Annotated in this window: 19 protein-coding genes; 13 read left to right on the forward strand and 6 right to left on the reverse strand. The window is 59.2% G+C overall.

The features are described from left to right. The first annotated feature begins 1 nt into the window (after position 1). From WC026_RS09675 to WC026_RS09735, 13 genes are all read left to right on the forward strand, one after another. Positions 2 to 1,285 (forward strand): beta-ketoacyl-ACP synthase, encoded by a 1,284-nt coding sequence (locus tag WC026_RS09675; protein WP_372710701.1) that lies wholly within the window; start codon positions 2 to 4, stop codon positions 1,283 to 1,285. Between the two features lie 42 nt (positions 1,286 to 1,327). Beyond that, entirely contained in the window at positions 1,328 to 2,392 is a 1,065-nt protein-coding gene (locus WC026_RS09680; protein WP_372710702.1) for a zinc-binding dehydrogenase, read from the forward strand. 12 nt (positions 2,393 to 2,404) lie between these two features. Next, the gene (locus WC026_RS09685; protein ID WP_372710703.1) at positions 2,405 to 3,598 is read left to right on the forward strand and encodes a beta-ketoacyl-ACP synthase; all 1,194 of its coding nucleotides are present in this window, start codon (positions 2,405 to 2,407) and stop codon (positions 3,596 to 3,598) included. 7 nt (positions 3,599 to 3,605) lie between these two features. Next, positions 3,606 to 4,880, forward strand: a complete 1,275-nt coding sequence (locus tag WC026_RS09690) for a beta-ketoacyl-ACP synthase (RefSeq protein WP_372710704.1) — start codon at positions 3,606 to 3,608, stop codon at positions 4,878 to 4,880. A 273-nt stretch (positions 4,881 to 5,153) separates the two neighbouring features. Further along, positions 5,154 to 5,261: a pyrroloquinoline quinone precursor peptide PqqA gene (gene pqqA, locus WC026_RS09695; protein WP_372710705.1), complete on the forward strand. Its 108-nt coding sequence runs from the start codon at positions 5,154 to 5,156 to the stop codon at positions 5,259 to 5,261. Positions 5,262 to 5,323: 62 nt separating this feature from the next. Continuing rightward, positions 5,324 to 5,611 (forward strand): pyrroloquinoline quinone biosynthesis peptide chaperone PqqD, encoded by a 288-nt coding sequence (gene pqqD, locus WC026_RS09700; RefSeq protein ID WP_372710706.1) that lies wholly within the window; start codon positions 5,324 to 5,326, stop codon positions 5,609 to 5,611. Then, the gene (gene pqqE, locus WC026_RS09705) at positions 5,580 to 6,731 is read left to right on the forward strand and encodes a pyrroloquinoline quinone biosynthesis protein PqqE (protein WP_372710707.1); all 1,152 of its coding nucleotides are present in this window, start codon (positions 5,580 to 5,582) and stop codon (positions 6,729 to 6,731) included. The genes pqqD and pqqE overlap by 32 nt, the downstream gene beginning before the upstream one ends. A 51-nt stretch (positions 6,732 to 6,782) precedes the next feature. Beyond that, positions 6,783 to 7,289 carry a urate hydroxylase PuuD gene (locus WC026_RS09710; RefSeq protein ID WP_372710708.1) on the forward strand — a complete coding sequence of 169 codons (507 nt, stop codon included), beginning with the start codon at positions 6,783 to 6,785 and terminating at the stop codon, positions 7,287 to 7,289. 12 nt (positions 7,290 to 7,301) lie between these two features. Next, positions 7,302 to 8,369: a 3-phosphoserine/phosphohydroxythreonine transaminase gene (gene serC / locus WC026_RS09715; RefSeq protein WP_372710710.1), complete on the forward strand. Its 1,068-nt coding sequence runs from the start codon at positions 7,302 to 7,304 to the stop codon at positions 8,367 to 8,369. Next, positions 8,366 to 9,151, forward strand: coding sequence for a dihydroorotate oxidase (locus WC026_RS09720; RefSeq protein ID WP_372710711.1), 786 nt, complete (start codon positions 8,366 to 8,368; stop codon positions 9,149 to 9,151). The genes serC and WC026_RS09720 overlap by 4 nt, the downstream gene beginning before the upstream one ends. Positions 9,152 to 9,350: 199 nt before the next feature. Beyond that, positions 9,351 to 9,980, forward strand: coding sequence for a hypothetical protein (locus WC026_RS09725; protein WP_372710712.1), 630 nt, complete (start codon positions 9,351 to 9,353; stop codon positions 9,978 to 9,980). Between the two features lie 74 nt (positions 9,981 to 10,054). Continuing rightward, on the forward strand, positions 10,055 to 11,260 hold the full coding sequence (locus WC026_RS09730; protein WP_372710713.1) for an NnrS family protein: 1,206 nt from the start codon (positions 10,055 to 10,057) through the stop codon (positions 11,258 to 11,260). Between the two features lie 736 nt (positions 11,261 to 11,996). Beyond that, entirely contained in the window at positions 11,997 to 13,685 is a 1,689-nt protein-coding gene (locus tag WC026_RS09735) for a CorA family divalent cation transporter (protein ID WP_372710714.1), read from the forward strand. 387 nt (positions 13,686 to 14,072) lie between these two features. Here WC026_RS09735 and WC026_RS09740 read toward each other — a convergent pair whose 3' ends face one another. The 6 genes from WC026_RS09740 to WC026_RS09765 all read right to left on the reverse strand — a co-directional run bounded on the left by WC026_RS09740 (position 14,073) and on the right by WC026_RS09765 (position 22,595). Next, entirely contained in the window at positions 14,073 to 15,101 is a 1,029-nt protein-coding gene (locus WC026_RS09740; RefSeq protein WP_372710715.1) for a TonB family protein, read from the reverse strand. A 125-nt stretch (positions 15,102 to 15,226) separates the two neighbouring features. After that, positions 15,227 to 15,571, reverse strand: a complete 345-nt coding sequence (locus tag WC026_RS09745) for an antibiotic biosynthesis monooxygenase (RefSeq protein WP_372710716.1) — start codon at positions 15,569 to 15,571, stop codon at positions 15,227 to 15,229. Between the two features lie 128 nt (positions 15,572 to 15,699). Beyond that, positions 15,700 to 17,922 carry a TonB-dependent receptor domain-containing protein gene (locus WC026_RS09750; protein WP_372710717.1) on the reverse strand — a complete coding sequence of 741 codons (2,223 nt, stop codon included), beginning with the start codon at positions 17,920 to 17,922 and terminating at the stop codon, positions 15,700 to 15,702. 640 nt (positions 17,923 to 18,562) lie between these two features. Beyond that, a complete protein-coding gene (locus WC026_RS09755; RefSeq protein WP_372710718.1) occupies positions 18,563 to 19,684 on the reverse strand; it encodes an aminomethyltransferase family protein in 1,122 nt (373 codons plus the stop codon). A gap of 72 nt (positions 19,685 to 19,756) precedes the next feature. Next, a complete protein-coding gene (locus WC026_RS09760) occupies positions 19,757 to 20,677 on the reverse strand; it encodes a ferredoxin reductase (protein ID WP_372710719.1) in 921 nt (306 codons plus the stop codon). 142 nt (positions 20,678 to 20,819) lie between these two features. Further along, the gene (locus WC026_RS09765) at positions 20,820 to 22,595 is read right to left on the reverse strand and encodes an APC family permease (protein WP_372710720.1); all 1,776 of its coding nucleotides are present in this window, start codon (positions 22,593 to 22,595) and stop codon (positions 20,820 to 20,822) included. Positions 22,596 to 22,736 lie beyond the last annotated feature (141 nt).

Genomic DNA, 22,736 nt, shown 5'->3' on the forward strand with positions numbered 1-22,736 from the left:
GATGGCAAACGACGACCTCGATCACAAGGGACGGCCACTGGTTGCCGTCACCGGCCGAGGTGTCGTGACGTCGCTCGGCATCGGCAAATCCGACAACTGGGCAAAGCTGACGGCGGGTCAGTCCGGCATCAAACCCATTCAGCGTTTCGACACGCACGGTCTCAAAACGACAATCGCCGGAACCGTCGATCATTTCGACACCATTCCCTATTCCGCATTCGATCTCTCAACCGCGATGGCCGAAGCCGCGGCCGCTGAAGCCATCGAAGAAGCAGGCATCGGCAGCCGCTCGTCGTTTCCAGGCCCGCTCATCATCGCAACGCCGCCGTCTGAGTTGGAATGGCCGCACCTGCGTCAGCTCAATGATGCGCTCTCCGATTCCGACCTGTCCGGCTATGCACGTCTTCTCGCAAACGCGCGCACCGGCAAATATGCCGAGCTGGCGCGGCACGTTCGTTTCGCCGCCATTGCCGACCGCTTGAAGGAGAGGTTTTCAACGCGCGGCGAGCCGCTTTCGATCTGCACGGCCTGCGCATCCGGAGCCACCACCATCCAGCTCGGTCTCGAAGCAATCCGGCGCGGCGACACGGAAGCCGCTCTCTGCGTCGGCACTGATGCGACCGTGCATCCCGAAGGCTTGATCCGCTTTTCGCTTCTCTCGGCGCTCTCGACCGCCAACAATGCCCCGCAAAAAGCCTCGAAGCCCTTTGCAAAAAAGCGCGACGGCTTCGTCATCGCCGAAGGCGCGGGTGCGCTGGTGCTCGAGTCGCTGGCGTCCGCGAAAGCGCGCGGCGCTCCGATCCTCGGCATCGTGCGCGGATGCGGCGAGAAATCCGACAGCTTCCATCGCACACGCTCGAACCCCGATGGCGCGGCGATCATCGGCGCCATTCGCAAGACCCTGGATGATGCCGGCGTCGCGCCCGAGCAGATCGACTACGTCAATGCCCACGGCACCAGCACGCCCGAAAACGACCGGATGGAATATCTCTCGCTCAAGGCCGTGCTGGGAGACCATCTCGCACGCACGCCGGTCAGCTCCAACAAATCCATGATCGGCCACACCCTGATTGCGGCGGGTTCCGTCGAGGCCGTCTTCTCTCTGATGACCATTGAGACCGGCATTCTGCCGCCGACGATCAACTCCGAAGAACCCGATCCCGACCTGCCGCTCGACGTTGTTGCGAACGTCAGCCGCTCAAAATCCGTCTCGACCGTGCTGTCGAATTCATTCGGCTTTGGCGGACAGAACGTCTGCGTCGTCTTCTCCAGAGAGCCCGCATGACAAACGGCGAGCGCATGGAAAAACAATTTTCCGAGGACAGCAATGAACACCTGTGAATGCTCTCATAGCAAATCGACAACCGCGCGCGCGATCCAGTTGACGGGCGAGCGCCAGCTTGCGTTGACGCGCATCGACGAGCCGCCTGCGCCTGCCCCGGATGAGATAAAAGTACAAATCCGCGCCGTCGCGCTCAACCACATCGATGTGTGGAGCTGGCGCGGCATGGCCTTCGCGAAGCGGGAACTGCCGATCATCCTCGGAGCAGAAGCCTCCGGCGAAGTCCTGGCAGTCGGCACCGACGTCAAAGGGCTCGCACCCGGCGACATCGTCGCGTTTTATGGCGCGAAGACATGCGGCGTCTGCGAGCCGTGTCGAGAAGGTCGCGACAATTTCTGCGAAGGCGCTCGCGCCATGTACGGCTTCAATATCGACGGCTTTCTGCGCGACCGCATGAACATTCCGGCGCGTCTCGCCGTCAAGGCCCCGAAAGGCTTGGACGCCGTTTCCGCCGCCTGCGCTCCCATTACGTTCGGGACGGTCGAGCATATGCTGTTCGATAATGCCAAGCTGAAAGCCGGCGAAACGATCCTCGTTCAGGCAGGCGGCAGCGGCATCGGCACGGCGGCCATCCAACTCGCCAAATCAGTCGGCGCGACCGTCATCACCACGGTCGGCAGCGACGAAAAGATGGAGAAGGTTCGCGCACTCGGCGCCGATCACGTCATCAATTATCGCCGCGAGCGTTTCGAAGGCCGCGTCCGCAAAATCACCAATCGCCGAGGCGTCGACGTCGTCTTCGAGCACGTCGGTCCGGACACCTGGGAGGGCAGCATCATGTCGCTCGCGCGCGGCGGACGCCTTGTCACCTGCGGTTCGACGACCGGCGTCGCGGCGAAAACAAATCTCTATCTCCTTTTCCAACAGCAGCTTCGTCTCATCGGCAGCTTCGGATGCCGGATTGAAAATATGAAAATCGTGATGGACAGGATGGCTGCGGCACACCTCGCGCCGGTAATCGATACCGTCATATCGCTCGATGAAGTAGAGGAAGGCTTGCGCCGGCTCGAGGAGCGCAGGGTCTTCGGAAAAATCATCGTCAAATTTTAACGTGAGATCACCATGACCGACGCAAGCGCATCGCGAGAGGTTTGGATTACCGGAATTGGGCTGATCAGCTCGCTCGGAATCGATGCCGAATCGCACAAGACGCACTTCGAAACCGGCACCGGGCGCGTCATCGACGAGACGCGCTATGCGCCATATCCCGTGCATCCTCTGGCGCCGCTTGAGTGGTCGAAGCAGATACCGAAGAACAGCGACCAGCGGCAGATGGAAACGTGGCAGCGGATCGGCGTCTATGCCGCTGGTCTCGCGCTCGCCGACGCGGGCATCGCGGGCAACCCCGAGCTTCTCGACCGAACGAACCTTGTCATCGCGGCCGGCAGCGGCGAGCGGGATACCAAAGTCGATTGCGATGTGCTTGCGGCTATTCATTCCGACGATGAAACCGCCCTCCTGGCGAAAAGCGTACTTCCGGGCGCGCTCCGTCCGACCCTGTTCCTGGCGCAGCTTTCCAACATGCTTGCTGGCAATATTTCCATCGTGCACCATGTCACCGGCTCATCGCGGACGTTCATGGGCGAAGAGTCCGGCGCCTTCGGCGCGGCGGAAAATGCCTTCCGGCGTATCTCGTCGGGTCAGGCGGACATCATCCTCATTGGTGGCGCGCTCAACGCGGAACGCGAAGACCTCCTGCTCGGCTACGAGATCGGCCACAACCTGTGGCGCGGACCGTTCAAGCCCGCGCCGGAGCGGAGCGCGCAAGGCGGGGGCTTCGTCCCCGGAAGCGTCGGCGCGTTTCTGACGATTGAATCGCGCGCGCATGCCGAAGCACGCGGCGCAAAAGCTTATGCACGCCTGGCCGACATCAAAACCGACTATACGGCCCGCCAGCAGGGCGACATCGCGCGGTCGCTGACCCAACTCTTCGAGACATTTCTTCCCCACATCCCCGCCGGCAGACTGCCGGTCTGGGCCGGAAGCAGCGGCGTCGAGCCAGCAACGGCGGAAGATCTGGCATTCCTCGATCTCTTGTCGGCCTACGACATCGCTCCGGATGTGCGCATCTACGGCGACGACCTCGGATACTCCGTCGAGGCCCACTTTTTCGCCGGTCTCGCGCTGGCGGCGTTGACGACCCACAGCGAGGGCCAGCGCAAGTCTCGCGAACCAAAAGCGGCGAGACATGCGCTCGTCACGGGGACCGGCTATTGGCGTGGCGAAGCGCTCGCCCTTATCGAAGCAATCGGGTGAGCAGGACATGTCGCAAGGTCACGATAAAAAAGGAAGGCCGCTCGTTGCCGTGACAGGCATGGGCGTCGTCACCTCTCTCGGAAATGGGAAAGTCGACAACTGGGCCGCGCTTTCGCAAGGACGCTCGGGCATACGTTCCATCTCGCGTTTCCCGACCGATGGCCTGCGGACGACGATCGCAGGAACGGTTGATACGCTGAAGGTCACACCCTATTCCGCGCCGTCCCTATCGATCGCGATGGCGTTGGAAGCCGCCACCGAGGCGCTGAACGAAGCGGGAGCAGGCTCGAACGGCGCATTCCCTGGCCCGCTCTTCCTGGCAACGCCGCCCGCCGAACTCGAATGGCCGCAGCGCCGAGCCCTGTATCAGCGAGCCCCGGACACAAACGAAACAGGGTATCGGCGCCTTCTCGCCTCGGCGCGCGCCTCCGACTGGAACGAGATGCAGTCGCTGTTTCAATTCTCGAGCGTCGCGAACCACGTTGCGGAACGGCTTGGGACACGCGGGCTGCCCATTTCCGTTTCCACCGCATGCGCTTCCGGCGCGACCGCAATCCAACTCGGCGTCGAAGCGATCCGTCGAGGCGAAACCGAGACCGCGCTCTGCATCGGGACGGACAGCTCCGTGCAGATCGAGGCTCTGATCCGCTTTTCGCTTCTCTCGGCTCTGTCGACGAACAACGGGTCGCCGGAGCAAGCGTCGAAGCCGTTCTCAAAAAACCGCGACGGCTTCGTCATGGCCGAGGGCGCCGGAGCCCTGGTGCTCGAATCTTACGCGGGAGCCAAGGCGCGCGGCGCCCGGATCCTTGGCTTCATTCGCGGCTGCGGCGAGAAAGCCGACGACTATCACCGCACGCGTTCCAAGCCGGATGGTTCAGCGATCATCGGCGCGATCCGCAATGCCATCGACGACGCTTGCCTGTCTCCGGACGCCATCGATTACGTCAACGCCCACGGAACCAGCACGCCCGAGAACGACAAGATGGAATATCTTTCGCTCAAGGCCGTCATTGGCGATCGCATTGCGAATGTTCCGATGAGCTCGAACAAATCCATGATCGGCCATACGCTCTCGGCAGCAGGCGCGATCGAGGCGGTGGTCTCGCTCTTGACGATCCGCAACGGGCTGTTGCCGCCGACGATCAACTACGCCGTCCCAGACGCCGAAATTCCAGTGGATGTCGTGCCGAATATCGCCCGCCCGGCGAACGTGCAAACGGTTCTCTCGAACTCGTTTGGCTTCGGCGGACAAAACGCGACGCTCGTCATTTCCGGTCCGTGAGCCGAAACGCAAAGCTCACGAGCGGCCACCCTCTGCGAACCAAACATTGCAACGACCTCGCGGGCATCTGGCCCGCGTCGCTAATGCCGCCGGCCCGAAAGAGCCGAGATCTGCGCTCGCCAGATCACGTTCTTCTGACGCATTTTTGATTGCCCCCGCTTATCAACAATCAAGTTCGAAGCCGGCGCCAAATGTGAATGTCGCGGCGGATGCTCGGTGTCGGCATGCACGGCCGCGCAATGGCATTCGACCCAAAGCGAATGAGGAAACACGATGCAAGAGAGCCTGCTTAAAGAGCCAGAGACACGGACATGGGTTGCGCCGGCGTATTGCGACCTGCGCCTCGGCTTCGAAGTAACGGCCTACATTTACGTTCGGTAGCGCAGTGTACGGGAGACCGGGCTCTCTTTCGGCCTGGTCTCTCGGCGCATTGGAGAAAACACATGGAAGCCGACCGGCAGCTCCAAACGACTGACGTTGTGGAGTTGAATCCCAATTTTCATTTCCGTTGGGAGGAGCCGCAGCAAGCCAACGTACTTCTCTACCCTGAAGGCATCGTCAAGCTCAACGAGACGGCAGCGGCGATTCTGGAGGCCTGCACTGGCGGCCAATCCATTGCGGTTGGTGTTGCAGAACTCGCCGAACGCTACGGCAAAGCCGATCTCACCGCTGACGCATTAAAATTTTTGGAGGTTGCGCATGCCAAAGGATGGATCCGGATTAAGTCTTGATGGCCTTGGCTTGCCACTCTGGCTCGTACTCGAGCTGACCTACAAATGCCCTCTCAAATGTCCTTGGTGCAGTAATCCGGTCGACTTCGATCAATACCGCAACGAACTCTCCACCGAAGAATGGAAAAAGGTTCTCCGCGCAGGCCGCCGGCTCGGATCGCTGCAATTGGGCTTTACCGGCGGAGAGCCGATGCTCCGCAACGATCTCGAGGAACTCGTCGCGGAAGCCGATAGCCTCGGCTACTACACGAACCTGATAACGTCGGGCGTCGGACTGAACACGGACCGGCTTCGTGCGCTGAAGAAAGCCGGGCTGAAACAAGTGCAGCTCAGCATCCAGTCGAACGACCGGCGACACAGCCAGAAGCTCGTCGGAGTTGACGTTCTCGATCACAAGATCGGCATCGCGCGCGCCATCAAGGCCGAGGGCTTTCCGATGGTGCTGAACGTCCCCATCAGCCGCTTCAACATCGAACGCACCGAGGCTTTGATCGATCTCGCAGCCGATCTCGGCGTCGAGTATCTCGAATTCGCCAATCTGCAATATTACAATTGGGCGCTCCTCAATCGCGCCGAGCTTCTGCCGACGCGCGAGCAGTTGGCGAAGTCGGAAGCCGCCGTCAACGCCGCGCGTGCGCGCCTCGGCAAGAAGCTGACCATCTTCTTTGTCGTTCCAGACTATTACGACGACCGCCCCAAAGCCTGCATGAACGGCTGGGGAGCCGTGCATCTCACGATTGCGCCGGACGGCACGGCGCTGCCTTGCCAGGAAGCGCGACTGATCAAGGGTATCGACTTTCCGAGCGTCCGCGATCACGAGCTTGACTGGATCTGGCATCATTCGCCGGCGTTCAATAAGTTCCGCGGTGACTCGTGGATGGCGGAGCCTTGCCGCAGTTGCAGCGAGAAGGAAAAGGATTTCGGCGGCTGCCGCTGCCAGGCATTTCTACTCACCGGCGACGCCGCGAACACCGATCCGGTCTGCGCCAAGTCCCCAAACAGGCACCTTATCGACAATCTCATCGCAAGCGCCGAACAGCGCGGCGTTTCCGAGACCTCGAGCGACAGCCCCTTGAAGATGCGCGAGATCAAGCGCCGCCAGCGCTCGGAGGCCCGCTGATGCCCCACACTTCGATCGATCGCCATTCGTTTCAGTCCGGGGATGCATAGAATGAATATTGCAATCCTCGATCTCGCGGCACGTGTGCTTCACGTTGCCGGCGTGATCATTTGGGTCGGCCACAACTGGGTCAATGTCGTGCAGATCCCCATCTTCCGCCGAATTCTCCCCGACGCTCCGAAAGAAGCCGTGAAAGGCGTCTTCATGGCCGCGTCCAAACGCGAGCACGGAATTTTCCGTCATGCCTCATTGGTGGTGCTCGCAACGGGTCTCTTCATGCTGTGGCGCCGCGGCGATTTCCTGGAGGCGCTGTCGCTTTCCGGATCGTCGGCGATCATCGGGCTCGGAGCATGGACCGGCACGCTCATGGTGTCGAACCTTTGGTTCGTCCTCTGGCCGCACCAGAAAAAAGTCCTCGGCTTCATAGAGGCATCCACGGAAGAACGGCTTCGCTGCGCCCGCATCACCTTCCTCTCGTCTCGCGCGAATACGGTCCTATCCTTTGTAACGCTCTTTCTCATGATAGCGGGAGCGCACGGCGGCATATCGCTCGGCTGATAGGTGGGCAAAATGCGTTTCAGCTTTGCCTCAGCATCGTCCAAGCTTCCGCCGGAGGTGCTCGCGGCGCTCACGACCGATGTCGTCGAGTGGCAAGCAAGCGGCATGTCGGCGCTCGAACTGCCATTCACGGGAGAAGACTTCGCCGACATCCTTGCTCAGGCCGAGCAAGAACTGTGGGCGCTCCTTCAGCTACCCAAAGACTACAAGGTTCTTTTTCTTCAGGGCGGAGCGTCGACGCAATTCTCGACGCTGCCGATGAATCTCGCTGGTGAGGCGCAACCCTGTGACTACGTGCTCTCGGGGCACTGGTCGCGGCGAGCGATCGAAGCCGCATCCAACTGGTGCAACGTTCGCGTCATTGCATCCGGAAGCGAAGGATCTCTCCCCGAGCCCGCATCATGGCGCCGCTCGCCTGACGCTGCGTATTGTCATTTCACCAGCAACGAGACCGCCGAAGGGTTGCAGTATCACGACTATCCTGAAGCCTCTTCCGTTCCGCTGATCGCCGACATGACGGCCGATTTTCTCACACGTCCGATCCCGATCGAGCGCTTTGGACTTGTCTACGCAAGCACTCAAAAGAACCTCGGCGCCGCCGGACTGACCATCGTGGTCGTGCGCGAAGACCTTCTCGACCGAACAGAGCGCGCAGTTCCCGCATCCCTCGACTACGCTCGCCAAGCCGCGGCAAGCTCGAAAGTCAACACGCCACCGACGTTCGCCATCATCGTCGCGCTCAGAATGTTGACGTGGCTTCGCTCTGAAGGTGGCCTCGATGCCGCCGCCGCGAGAAACATCGCCAAGAGCGGTAAGCTCTACACACTGATCGACGAGGACGACTTTTATCGCGGCCTGGCCTCGCCGCGCGATCGATCCTCGGTCAGCATCTGCTTTCGCTTGCCTGAGCCGGAGCTCGATCAACTGTTCCTCGATGAGGCCCACGCCAGCGGTCTTTGCCATCTCAAGGGCCATCCCAACGTCGGCGGCATTCGCGCCTGCCTCTACAATGGCGTCACAGCCGAAGCCACACTTGCCCTCGCGAGCTTCATGTCGGACTTCAAACGCCGGAGAGGATGATGACGGAGCGGCCGTCACAGCACCGTGCATCGGCATTAGCGCCCGGCGCCACGCCTGCACCATACGAAACGCAGTCGACAGTCTTGCGGCCCGTCGAGGCGATGGGTTTGCAGTTCCCAAATCCCGTGGGATTGGCCGCGGGCTTCGATCGCACCGGCGAACGCGTCCCCTCGCTTGTTGGATCCGGTTTCGGCCACATCGAAATTGGCACCATCACGTCGTCAATAGACGACGTCGGACCATCTACACAACGCTCCGGCGACGCCCGCCTCGGCATCAACATCGGAAGCCTGCGGCCGGGCCTCGATAATCTCGTCATCGAAGATTTCGTAGCGAGACTAAGACAGGCCGCGCGCATCGGCGATTATGCTGTTGCCAATCTGACCGCACCGACCATGCACCGGAACGGAAATTCGCCCGGCGTCGAAAGATTGGTGCATCGTCTGAGTGATGTGCGCGATGAAGTGGCGAACGCCAGTGGACGACGGCTAGCGTTGCTCATCAAGCTCGATGGAGGCGAGCATGGCGACGCCATCCCAGCGGCCATCATCGCCGCGCGCTTGCATGGCTTGGACGGGGTTGTCCTCGTATCGAACTGCCTCAAACGTCTCAACGTGATCAGCTATCATATCGCCCCGCTCACCGTGATATCCGTCGGCGGAGTTCGCTCATCCATAGATGTCCGAGCACGCCTTGCCGCCGGCGCAGCCCTCGTTCAGGTCCACCGCGCGTTCGCGGAAGGCGGAGAGAAACAGATCCGCGGCATTCTGGGCGGCCTCTAAAACACCGGCCGATGCGCATCTCGTTTTGGATCGCAAGAAAGACGAGGCAATCCGTATTCCATCGAACGTGACGCTGATCCCGACGCGACAACGGCTGCGAACCATCATCTCATATTGACGTGCAGCAAACGGTTGCCTCTTCGACGCTCCTATCGTTCGCGAAAACTCGCCAACGCCCGCGTATGCAAAGAGGTTCACCATGAGCTTTCCTGACTTCTTCAATGACGTGCCCGTCATTTCGCTGCGTGAGCCTCTGGCCGTTTTCCTCGGCGCATCGACAAATGGCGAAATTACGTACAATTACGTCGACGCCGTTAAGCTCGCCGGTCATTCCTGTCCGACCGTCGCCGCGGCCTATCTCATGGTGCGCGAGGGCCTCCGCTATCTCTACGGCGATGACCTGCCCGAGCGTGGCGGCATCGAGGTCCATATGCGCGACGGGCGCGAAACCGGAACCACGGGAGTAACCGCCGCGGTCGCGACGCTGCTGACCGGAGCTGCCTCCGAAACCGGATTTGCGGGCATTGGTGAAAAGCAGCGTTTCGGCCGCCGCAACCTGCTCCAGTTCGACGCGGACATCGACGGCGTCCTCGCGTTGAGGCGACGCGACACGGGGCGCGGCGTCGTTCTCGATTTCAACTCCGCACACGTCCCGCCCGATCCCGAGATGCGAACATTATTTCCCGACGCCGTCGCCGGCCGGGCCGATGAAAGCGAGCAGAAACGCTTTGCAATGCTCTGGCAGGATCGCGTCGCACGCATCCTGCTCAATCATGCCGACGATCCTGAGCTTGTGAGCGCCCGCGCTTGGGACGTCCCGTCGGACTGACGATCTCACCGGTCCAGCCGGCATGCATCGTCCAGGGTTCGCGCTGCGCCATCGAAAGATGATAAAGACGACTCATGAAGACGACTGCCCAGATCCTGCGCGACTATCGCGGCCCAGCCCTGTTCAGCTTTGGATTTCGCCCCTTCTTTCTGGTCGCCTCCATCTGGTCGGCGCTGTCGGTGCCGCTTTGGTTGCTGGCCTATCTCGGAAACGGTGAAGCCTCGGCCGCGATCTTCACGCGCGACTGGCATGTGCACGAGATGCTGTTCGGCTATACCGCCGCCGTCATCGTCGGCTACATGACGATTGCCGGAGCAAACTGGACTGGACATTATCCCGTCGCGGGACGGCCCATCATCGTGCTGCTCGCGGTGTGGATCGCCGGACGGGCGGCGATGCTGGCGTATCCGATCCTCGGCCTCACGGCCGCCGTCATCGACTCGGCTTTTCTCATCTTGTTTTCGCTTGCGCTCTGGCGCGAACTTCTCGCCGCCACCAACTCGCGCGTTGTTGCTCCCACCATCGTCATAACGCTGCTCGCGATTGCCAACATCGCGTTTCACGCGCGCACGATCATACCCGCCGTCGGTCCGGTGTCGGAGCGCATGACGATCGGCCTGATCACATTCCTCATCGCGCTGATGGGCGGACGTCTCGTCCCGAGCTTCACGCGCAATTGGATGGCACAGCGAAAGATCACCCCACAGCCTGCGCCTTACGGCCGTTTCGACGTGACGGTGCTGGGGACAACGGCCGCAGGGATCACATCGTGGATCGCAGTACCAGACTCGCGCGTCAGCGGCGCACTATTGACGATCGCGGGTCTCGGACTGCTTATCCGCCTCCTGCGCTGGCGGGGATGGATCGCCGCGCGTGACGGCATGGTGCTGATCCTGCATCTCGCCTATTTCTGGTGCGCCCTCGGCGTCGCCTTGCTCGGCGCGTCAGTGTTGTTCCCTGCCGAGATTCCCGCTACGGCGGCGATCCACGCGCTGACCTCCGGCGCGATCGGTGTCATGACACTCGCGATGATGACACGCACAACCCTCAGCCACACCGGCCGCGAGCGCAACGCCGATCGCGCAACATTGCTGATCTACCTCCTCGCAAATCTCGCCGCGCTGACGCGCACGCTCGCGCCGTTCGTCGCGTCTCTCTATGCGGAGTTGTTGCTGCTATCGGCAATCTGCTGGTCTCTGGCCTTCGGCTTATTCGCGTTGACCTACGGCCCGATGCTCTCGAAAGCTTGGCACGGTCGCTCGCGAAACAGGAGCGCGTGAAAAGAAACTGAACGGCGTACGCGCCATTCTGATGCTCCTGCTATTGCTCCTCAACTTCGTTTTACCGGGAACCATCCCCTGTGGCTTACCGTACTTCCATAAGCTTCAAACGAATAAGCTGAGGTTCAAATGCTTCGAAAACATGGAATTGCCGCTTTGACCGGCGCCGCATGCGCACTCGCAATAGGCGCAACGATGACGTTCGCGGCCGACGCGCCGTCGTCTTCAATAACATCCAAGCCGACGACATCCGCACCTTCGGCAGCGGGCGAAAAAGTCGATACTGAACCCGGTAGTCAGGGAAAAACGTCGGATCGTACTCCCGGCGAACGCGCTCCCGACCGCACGCCAAACGCAAGCTCAACGGGAAATACGGGCACGGACGCTGGACAAACCCACGAAGGAACGTCGGATCGTTCTCCGCAAAAATAGGTGATCAGAAAAAGGGGCGAGTTCACTGGCTGATCTCGCCTCAATCCGCCCGCCGAAAGTATTCGCGCGTTGGATCACGACGCCCCTGCATGGAAGCCCTGCTCGCATCAATGATTGGATTGCTCCAATCTCAGGAACAGGAAATTTACCGCTCTCCGCCCGGCGTTGGTATATATTTCCGACGCATGCATAAACTTCATTGAAGGCAGGTGATCCGCGCCTGCTCGGTCCCCTGTCACGGTACTGTCGCAGAAGCGACATACGGGTTGCCCCAATATGATCTCGCTACCATCCGGGTAAGCTGATGCTGGACGAAGTGCGACCTGCCGATCAATCTAAACCTGAACCTCTGCAGGGGGTTGCGGACAAACATATCCAGACGTTTCGCCAGATTTTGCTATGGCCCATCCAGCTCGTTCCCGAAAGCAGTGCCGCGACGGTAGAAGACTACGGAGCCATTCTCCCGACGCTTGGGCCGAACAATCCCTGGTATGAGATTGCCGACGAATTCACCGGCGACCCGAAGGATTTCCAGGCGCGCCACTATAGCGAATTCGTGACCTTCCTGCCGCCCGTGCAGCGGCTTCTCTATGGCAGCGGCCGCGGCAAGCCGGGATCGGTTTGTGCCGAAAGTCCGATCAAGGCGTTTCGCCGAAGCGACATCGCGAAGATACGCATCACGCTGGCCGCTGGCGCCGCCCCCCTCGAACTCGACGTCACGCATATCGATCTCTACTTTTTCTATGAGATCGACGTTGCCATCCTGGCTTTTGAAGTGCACGCGAGCGATCTCCCTCTTCAATCCGTGCAGGACGTCATGTTCCGACTTGGACGGACTTATCCCGCGTATTGGGAGGAAAACGGCACCGGAGGGCATTGTCCCGAAAGCGTCGAATTTCTTGGCGGCGACGGCAGCGTTCTGGCGGCATCAGACCACCAGGATCGCGAAAAATTCCTCACGCAGGTTTGCTTGAAACGGGCAGCGCGCGTTGCCACCCATTGGCAGTTCCTGCTTCACCCGCTGGTCCCGCATCACTCGGACCTTCCTGGGCGCATCCGCTATAAACAGCTTGAATATTCGCGCATGCCGCAGATGGATTTTCTTGCAGCAAGCGCCGAAACCGCTTTGACCCGCGCCGATTATGTCCGTCTCGCATTTGCCTCCGGACCGGGTAACTGTGAGGAACTTCCCTTTTCGGAAAGTCATCTCGCGAATTTCGAATCCGCATTTTGCTACGACCGATATTACGGCCAGTACAACGGCGTCGAGTGGCCCGAAAGCCGGTACATGTCATGCGGACATACTCTTGTCGTCACCGGCAACGCCGACAATCCATTTTTTACCGATATCAGTCACGGCTGCCAAAACAGCTTTCGTCATGAGCATTTCCTGGTTTTTCTGCTTGCCCATTTTCACAAAGCCGCGCTGCTGATGTTCTCCGATCAATTGACGGAGGCGATGAGCCGGCTCGATGCGCACGATAAAACCGCCGTGCAATCGTTCCGCATGGCGTCCCGCAAGACGCTGGAGACCTTTCTTCGCTTCACGCACCGATACTGGTTTCATTCCGTCAGCAACCAGACACAGGCGCGCGAACTCTTCACGCTCTGCCGCTCGCATCTCGAGCTCGACCGGCTCTATGACGACATTCGTCAGGAGATTCAGGAAATGAGCGAGTTTCTCGAAAACGAGGCATTGCGGCGGCAGAACGATACGATGACGCGCCTGACCGTCGTGACGACGCTGGGCCTCATCGGCACGACGGTTACGGGTTTTCTCGGCATGAACGTTCTCGCGTGGGCAGACGAACCATTGCCCTGGCGTATCTGGTCGTTCATCGCCGTGCTGGTTCCCACGCTCCTGTTGACGCTGCTCACGATCATAAATTCCCGGTCGCTCTCGAACTTCATGGAACGTCTGTCCGATACGGAACGCGGCATACAAGCCCGGCCCAAACGGCAAAAACGAACTCCTCCCGCGCGCAACGATTAACGAGACGGCGTCGCTATCACGTCAATGCCCCATGGCGTGGCCACCTCAACTTTCAGCGTTTCATAAAAGTTGTGACGACCGGCATCTCGCGCATCGCTCAGCGCGCGTCTGCCATGCATGGATCGCAACGGGCTCGCGGAGCCCGCTAAAATCCCTCGCAATAATCGAACCTGAGATTGCCGACTTTAGTACGAACGCTTTCGTCACGGGTTGTTTAACTTCAGTTCAGGACGCAAACAGCCATATGATTGGAAGTTCGGAGATGCGCCATGCCAAACAGCCAAGCGTTTCCAGTTATTCTTTTCATGCTCAGCTTCTATGCCTTCGCAATCGCGTTGCTTTATGTGCTAGCGCGCGCTTGGCATCAGACGGCGACACACCGTCACCCTAACGAAAATAAAACGGAATCGTGAACTGAAGCTGGGTGGCTGTTGCGTCGGGAGGCGCCGCTCCGAATGGAGCAGCTTGACGTACCGCCGCCAAGGCTGCCTGATCCAGCGTCCCCTTGCCGGATGAGATCGCAATCTCCGCGTACCGCAGATCTCCGGACTCCGTCAGCCCGAACGAAATTCGCGTCGTGCCGAGATATCCGTCACCGCTCGGCTTATGGCGAGCGAGGATGGCGCGGATGCGCGCCGCGTAGTTGAGAACGCTTCCTCGGCTTGCCGAAACGCGGCCGCTGACTTGCGCTTGCGCCATGCTGGCCCGCGAGGTCGTGCTGCCGGCCATGGATGCGCGCGACGCCGCTTGGGCCGTAACTTGCTTCTCCTTCCGTTCGGCGTCCTCTTTCTTGTTTTCCTCCTCCGAGACGTCCTTCGACTTTATTTGACTGGGCTTTGCCTCTTCCAGCGTTTCCGCGGTTTGTATAGCCTTTGTCTCGTGAACCTCGTCAGGCGGCGCTTGTCCGCGAATGACCGGCAGCGGATCATCTGTGGGAATGGCGGCCGACGGCGTGACCTCGGCAACGTCCACCTGTTCCGGCGGCGGTTCGGTCGCTTCAACCGCTTCCTTCACTTCGGTCAGCGGCTGCGGTGCGGAATCTGCTGCCTGCACGCTGCCCGCTTGCGAGGCAGCCGACGCTGCGGACGCCGTCTGCACGGCTTCCGTCTCGATCGATTCCAGAACCACGGTCTGCTCAGTCGACAAGCTAATCGCATCGGTCTTATCCGACAGCGTGCCGAACTGATCATCGCTATCAGACCAGTCGAACATCGCCGAAGCGATCGCAGCATGCAGACAAATGGAAAAGACGATTGCCGCACCGCGCAGCCATTGCGCGGGGCTTTTCAATGCAGCGACGGAAGGAGCCGAGGACGTCGCAGCCGATGAACCACCGGAAAGCCAGCGCTCGTCTTGCACGATCGGTATCGCTGGCGGCGCGCCCTCTGCGCTGACGAGCGTCAGCGTTCGCGGCATTCGCGGCGACGGCGATACCGTATCACGCGCAAGGCCATGCGTATTTGCATTTCGCGTCGTGGTACTGGACGAGGCTAGAAAAACCATCTGCGCCTGACCTGTGCGAGCCCGGGGGAGCATTTGACTTAGGCGGCGGCGACCAGGCGCGCGCCTTCAGGCGTGACTTCCTGAATGACGGTAAAACCCTCGAATTCCGGCCCGGAAATCAACGAGAACCGTTGCTTGCCTTCCGAGTTTGTGTGCGCGTCGCGGAACTGTTCGGACTTCGTCCATGCTTCGAAGTCGGCGCGCGAACGCCAGACGGTATGCGACGCGTACAGCACATGATCCTCGCGCTCCGGACCTTTCACGAGGTGAAAAACGACGAAGCCGGGCATTTCGCTAAGCGTGCTTTTGCGGTTGAACCAGACCTGTTCGAACTCGTGCTCCGAACCTTTGACGACCTTCAGCCGGTTCATTGCGATAAACATAGTCCCGCTCTCCTTTACATGGCGGATCGCGCGGCGCGATCCGAAAACGCCATATCGGCGGGCTGTTGTGCCCGCCGATGTTCACCTCGTTGTGCAGCTATCAGACGCTGGTCGCATTCCCCTGCGGCCTAGAATTGCGCCTTCGCTGTCAGATAAAACGTACGGCCCATACCGGTCGCGTTGCAGCCTGGAAGATTTGAGCCGTAGCAATTCGGCCCATCGAAGAACGCGGTTGTAAGCGCCGGCGTGTAATCTTCGTTGAAGACGTTATCGACATTGAAGCCGAGTTCGAAGTTCTCGGTAATTTTGTAGGTCGAGAAGAAATCGACCAGCGTATATCCGGGCATAAACCGGCTAGCGTAGAATCCGCTAACGTTGATGTCTCCGACATCGCTTTCCGAGAAATACGAGACGCGGCCGCCAAGCGTCACCCTGCGATCCAAAAGCCGAACACCAGCGGACGTAACAACCGTATGCTCAGGAACATAGCTGTGGGCGCCGAAACCGTCCGTCTGCGACGGCAAATTTGTATGCGTGTAGGTGTAACTCAACCCTGCGAAGAAATACCCGGCGTCATACATACCCTGAAGTTCGACGCCTTGGACTGTCGAGATACCCTCGGTGTTGCAGAAGTAGTTACTACCAAGCGTCGAGGTGCACGAAGCTATATAGTTGTCCACGTTCATATGATAGTAGTCGCCCTTTAAGCGGAACGAGTCCGCAGGCGTGAAGAGGCCATCTTGCTTGATGTTGGCACCGACTTCGATGCCCTTTTGACTTTCAGGATTGAGGAACGGGTTCGGTGCGAACCCAACACCGGAGGCGCCTGGATGCGTACCACCTGCAAACAGTTCGCTGATCGTCGGCGCACGCATCGATTCCGAGTAAGTGATGTAGGGCTGCAGCCAATACGTTACCTGTGCTGCGAGCGTAACTTTTGGATCGAATGAGCCACCACTCTTATCGAGATTATAGGGTCCCGGAATATATGGCGGATTGGGCAACCCTGCTGCGGGACTGATGTTTACCGTACCGTTCAGGCCGTACATGTCATAACGGAGGCCAACGATAAGGTCGAAGATGCTCTTTGAGAATGTCGTCTCGGAGAAGAATGCACTCGTTGACGTATAGCCCGAGCCGTTCACACCTCCGCCGGCAACTGGCCGGAAGCGGTTGTATGTATCAACGTCATCCCCGAAAAATTCATAGCCATATTGCGATTTGACTCGAATACCTCCGAGATTAAATCGGGACGTATTCGAAATGTCGGCACCCATCCCGGTATCGTCAACGACACGCCCCCAGGCGCTGCCTTGGTTCGGAGTTGATCCGGACCCGCCCGAGTTTGGCGTCGAATCCGTCCCGTACTGCATCTTAGCGTGGTTGTAGTAACCGTTCAGCCTGAAATTGATCAGATCGTTTCCGATCGGATTGAAGGCATACTTCGCGGTGTACGTCTGCGTCTGAACGTTCTGGAAGTATGAGTTGGCGAAGAAATCATTGTTATAGAAGACGCCGCCAAACCGGAGTGATTGCTCCGAGTCCGGAGCCAAATTGACCTTAAAGAGACCCGACGTCAGATCTTGGAACGTGCGCGGAATGGCAACACCACTTCCGTTCTCATAATCGTCGGGCTGCTTGTGGCTCACCGCGCCAGCAACACTGATGCCGCCGACTGCTGCAGCTGCCGCGCCCATCTCGGTGAAGCCCTGCCCGTTGCTTCCCCAGCCGAGCTTCGTAATCCCACCAAAATTCTGGCCGGGCCGTAGAATGTCCTCAACATCGAGCGTGCGCATATTGACAACACCAGCCAGCGCACCCGCTCCGCCTGCCGTCGAAACCGCACCGCGCTGAACATCAATGCCACCGATCAGCGAGGAATCGACATAGGTAAATCCCGATGCCTCATGCCCGAGGAACCGGAAATTCTGGCGAACGCCGTCGATCATCATGTTGACGCGGCCTTGGCCCTCGAAACCGCGGATGTTGACGGCTACACCCGCGTTCTGCGGACTGATGCGCGTGAATGTGCCCGGCTGCGAGCGCAACGCATCATTGAGGTCGCCATTGCCGAACGTCGAGAGTTCGTTGCTCGTAACAACGCTAATGCCGGCGGGCGTGTTATAGGGCGCGTCGGTGTTGGCCGACATCTGTCCCGAGCTCTCTGCCGGAGGCGGCGCCTCCACAGGCTCAGGCGCTGCCGCTTGAACCGGTTTCGGCTTCGGCTTGCTCTTGGCAGCGCTCGATTTTTTTGCCTTGGCACTCTGGACGTTAATGCCCGGCAGTTCGGTCTGCTGCGCATTCGCGGCACTCACAACCGACAGCGCCGCGACAGAGAGACCGAGAGACAACGATCTGGCAAATGATCTGAGGCTTGGCGAACTATAAAAACTATCAATACTGCGCATCGCTATAAACAACCCCCGTTGTTTCAAATTGTGTAACGGGCTGGCTGGCTAGCGCTTATTGCGCACCGTGGCGGGCTTGCCTCGTTCTCGTCGCACCCTCCCTCGGGGGTTGCAGGCGAAGAACCCGGTCCAAGTCTATGCAGGGATCGGGCATAAACACTCTGATAAACATTACGGAATAAGTCAACAAAAAGAGAGAAAGAATGCTCTCGCCCCTAACGCCGCATCTTTAGCAAACAGACGCGTTTTGCTGGACTTTTCGATGTGCGCCGGGAGTTCGGTAAGAAGTCTGGAATTATTCCACGACCGGAGGTGTTGCAGATATCACCCAAAACGGCGACCGCTGCCACAGGCGCTAACCATCGCGGACGGATTTCCGTCGCCGATCAACAGACTGCCTGACCTACGGCCCTCTACCTCGCCGCATCCGCACTATTGCGATGGAGAACGGTCATCACGCGTAAGAACTCAACGCCGGATTTTTGAAAATACTTTGAAAATACTGCTGCCACGATCCTGAACAAAAAAAGCCGGAGGTACGCTGAACCTCCGGCCAAGATGCGCGCACGGGAAGGAATGCGCGCTAAACGACGGGGTGCGTTCTAAGCCTCATCGGATCGTAGAACGGCATCCGGACAACGGTCGCCGTGTAGTCCTTGCCGTTGTCGCGAATCGTAAGCTCGGTACCGAGCTTAGTGAACGCCGGCGCGATCTGCGCCATCGCAAGTGACCTCATCAGATGCTGGCTGAACGTCGTGCTCGTGACGATCCCGACCTCTTTGCCATCGGAAAAGATTTTGGAAAGCGGAGCGACGGCTTCGTGGTGCAAGACTTCAAGACCTGCGATGAAGGAGCGTTCTTTTCCCTTCTTGGCCGTCAACGCTTTCTTGCCGATGAAATCCGGCTTCGAGAGATCGACCGTCCAATCCGCGCGCACCTCCCAAGGCGTCGTATCGCCGTGGGTCATATCGAACGGGAAGAATAGAAGGCCGCCTTCCACTCGTATGATATCGAGGCACGACCACGATATGGGCGTCACACCGTTGTCCTTGCCCGCGGCGAGGATCGAATCCCACATGAACTCGGCATCTTTCGCGCTGCAGAACACCTCATACCCGCGCTCGGCCGAATAACCACCACGCGCAATCTCCACCGGACGCCCAAACAGCGTTGTCTTTTCGTGATGGAAATACTGAAGCTCGTCGAGTTTCATCGGCGTGTGAGGCGCCAAAGTCTCCAACGACTTCGGTCCTTGCAGCGACAGGATGTGGACATCGTCATTACGTGCGATCGTGACATTGAAGCGGCCTTTCGCTGCCGCTGCCGCTTCCTCGAACGAGCCGCCGCCGTGCGACACGCGATACTTGCTGTCGCCATCGACATAGACGAGAACGTCGTCGATGAGGGCGCCATCCTCGTTGACGATATTGCTGATGTGCGAGTCGCCGCGCTTTGCCTTCGAGATGTCCGACGTAAGCAGATGATTGAGAAATGCCAGCGCATCCGGCCCCTCGACATCGACCATCTTCAGCGCGGATACATCAAACAGCCCCGCCTTGTTTCGGACGATCTCCGTCTCGGCATAGGGGCAGGCTTTATAATTCTGCGGAATGGGCATGTCGTTCCACGAGGACGACAGATCTGATCCCAACGCCCGGTGGCGGTCGTTAAGGGCTGAACTTCTTTTTTGAATTGTGCCGTGCATTGAACGTCTCCAGCTTACCGTTTGTTATTCGTCTTTGGACGCGGCATTTCCCGCACCCGGCTCCAGCGCGCGTTATTTAAGAGAACAACCCGCAGGAATTTCTTTCGCTGCTTTTCGCAAAGGCGAATTCAGTGTCTGATGCGAGGGTTTTTGTCGAATAGCCGGCTCGGTTAATTCGCGCATCTTCATCAAGTATGACTGAAGCATGCCGCTATCGCTGTACGCGCTTGTTCGCTCAACATCATGATCATGAGCCGGCACTGCCTTCAGCCCTTCGACCGCATCCGCGCCTTCGCAATGAACTGCTTCTTTCGGCCAACCGGAACGGCGAGCCGCATCTAGGACGGCATCGATCATGCGTCGTGGCCCGCAGACATAGACGTGCGATCCGGCTGATCGCTCTCCCAGAACCGACTGGAGAGGAATGCGCTCGCCGCGGTCGGAGCTGTAAATCCAGGTGACACGCGTAATGTCACTCGGCAGCTTTGAAACGAAGCGGCCGTCAATCTCTGACCGGACGGCGTAATGCAGCTCAACATTCGCCTTGTCTCGTTGCAGTTCCTCGAGCATCGCGAGCATCGGAGTAATGCCCATGCCGCCCGCAATCAGAATGTGCCGGCGTGCCCCATTCGCAACCGCGAAATTGTTGATGGGCTGGCCGATCTCAAGTTCACAACCGACCTGAACGCGATTGTGCAAAAACCATGAGCCGCCGCGCGATTCCGGCGCATTGCGAACGCTGATGACATATCCGTCGCCTTCAGGCAGCGTTCCCATAATAGAATACGGATTGCGCAAAACGCGATCCTGGTCGCGAATGGTAATCACCACATGCGCGCCCGCAGAAAAAGGCAAAAGCCGTGAGCCAGCTGCTCCGCGGAGTTCAAACTGTTTAACGCCCGGCGCAACTTCCGAAATGCGAACGACACACGCACGCTGAGACAAACATGAATGCTCGTCTGTGTGCACATCCACTGCCTTGACGCCAGTCATCGTAATTCCGCCCTTCTTGTTCACACGGTCACGGACCGGATTTGAAGATTGAGCCGAAGAGGGTGGCGATGGCACCGCCACCCTCTTTAATCTTTGTCCGTCCGGACCGAGGAACCAGATCCGGACGGACAACCCGCTGCCGCTACATGTGGAAGAACCAGTTAGCGATCAGCACAGTTGCCAAGCCCGCGACCAGCGTCAGGTACGGCAGGATCCCAGCTTTGCGGCTGGCCATCTCGCCAGGAGCAACGCCGAGGTCTTCGTACATGTGTGCAGGAAAGCGACCCTTATCCTGGACGTAGTGGCGGAACCAGAACACCGGCAGGATCAGCGAGGCGGTGAACAGTCCGGCCCACAGCGCATTCGGATTCCAAACCTTCGCGCCCGCGCCCATGAACGTGGCATTGACGAAAGCAAGGATGGCTCCGAGCGCGATGAGGATCGACGGCGCCTTCCAAGGACGCGGCCGATCGGCGTTGTCGATACGATGGATCCAACCCGAGTTCAGATTGAGGAAGTTGAAGATGATGTAGCCACAGTTTGAAACCGCAAGAATAAAGAAGAAGCTTGCAGCATCCGCGGCCGCGATCGCAAGCAGACAGAGGTTTGCGATAAGGTCGGTCCACATGGCGCTCGTCGGTGCACCATGGTGGTTCGTATGGCTGAGATAGCGCGGCAGCCAGCCGTCGACGGACGCCTGGTAGAGCGTACGCGATGAGCCCGCCATTGTCGTCATGATCGACAGCATCAAGGCGAGGATCATCATCATCACGAGCAGTCCGGAGATCCAGCCGCTTCCGCCGACCATCTTGCCCATGGCTTCCGCAACACCCGAACCATCAACAACCGATGGCGCGAGCATCCCATCAAGGCCGAGGACACCTTGGAAGGTGAACGGCACAAGAATAAAGAGAAGCAGACACAAGAGGCCCGAGTAGAAGATCGCCTTGAAAGTGTCGCTGCCGGGATTGCGGAACTCGGCCGTATAGCAGACCGCCGTTTCAAACCCGTAAGTCGACCACGCCGCGATGAACAGGCCGCCGAGCACCAGAGTCCAACCAGGAATATCCCACTGCCCCGCCGCCGGAGCATACGCTTCCTTCAAAGGCAGGATTGGAGAGTAGTTCGACCAGTCGATTTGGCCGGTCAGGATCGGCACGACGCCGACGATCAGCATCGGAATAATAACAACGAGACCAATATATTTCTGAACGCTCGCCGTACCGACGATGCCACGATGCTGGATTGCAAAGGTCAACAGCATCAGCGCTGCGCCGATAAAGAACGCGGAATTAAACGAGAAATGCACCGGCCCGATTGCGCCGGATGCCAGTGTCCACTCGCGAATTGCCGGCGTGAAGGCGGCGACGCCATCCGCGCTTAGGAGCACCGAAATTGCATCCTGAGCGGTTTTTCCGGCGTTGGCAGCAAGCCATTCAATGACGCGCGGACTGTCTGCCGCAATGCTTGCCGCATGCGCGCTGATCCACGCCGTGACTTGCGGCGCATCAGCCGGTGGTATCGGCGCCAGCGCATTCAGAATGTAAGCGGCCGCGATTGACGAACCGAGCGAAAGCACGGGCGTCCAGGCGAACCAGTTGCACCACACCGACAGCGGCGCAATCCACTTTCCGTAGCGTAGCCATGCAGCCGCGCCATAAACCGAGGCACCACCTGACTTATTGGGAAACAGTCCGGCGATTTCCGCATATGTAAAGGATTGAATAAATCCCATGATCATCGAAACTGTCCAAACAAGGAAAGCGACCTTGCCGACCGTTCCGGCGATCCCGCCGATTGAGAACAACACCAGAGCAGGAACGCCGCTCGCAACCCAGAACGCGCCCCGCCAATCAATACCCCGAACTAGTTCTGTAGATGCGGGCTCACCTACCGCCCGACTCGCCGTATGCTCCATTTTTCGCTCCCATGGTTTCTTTCATTTTTGTGTATTTTCGGTAGTTCTACTCGTGGTGATCAGTTGAATTGGGCTTCGAGCTCCTTGGCGAATTCGAAGAGATCCATGCAGACGCCGTAGGTCGCGACATTGAAGATCGGC

The organism is Hyphomicrobium sp. (assembly GCF_041674905.1).
In the GTDB taxonomy this organism is placed as follows: Bacteria; Pseudomonadota; Alphaproteobacteria; order Rhizobiales; family Hyphomicrobiaceae; genus Hyphomicrobium_B.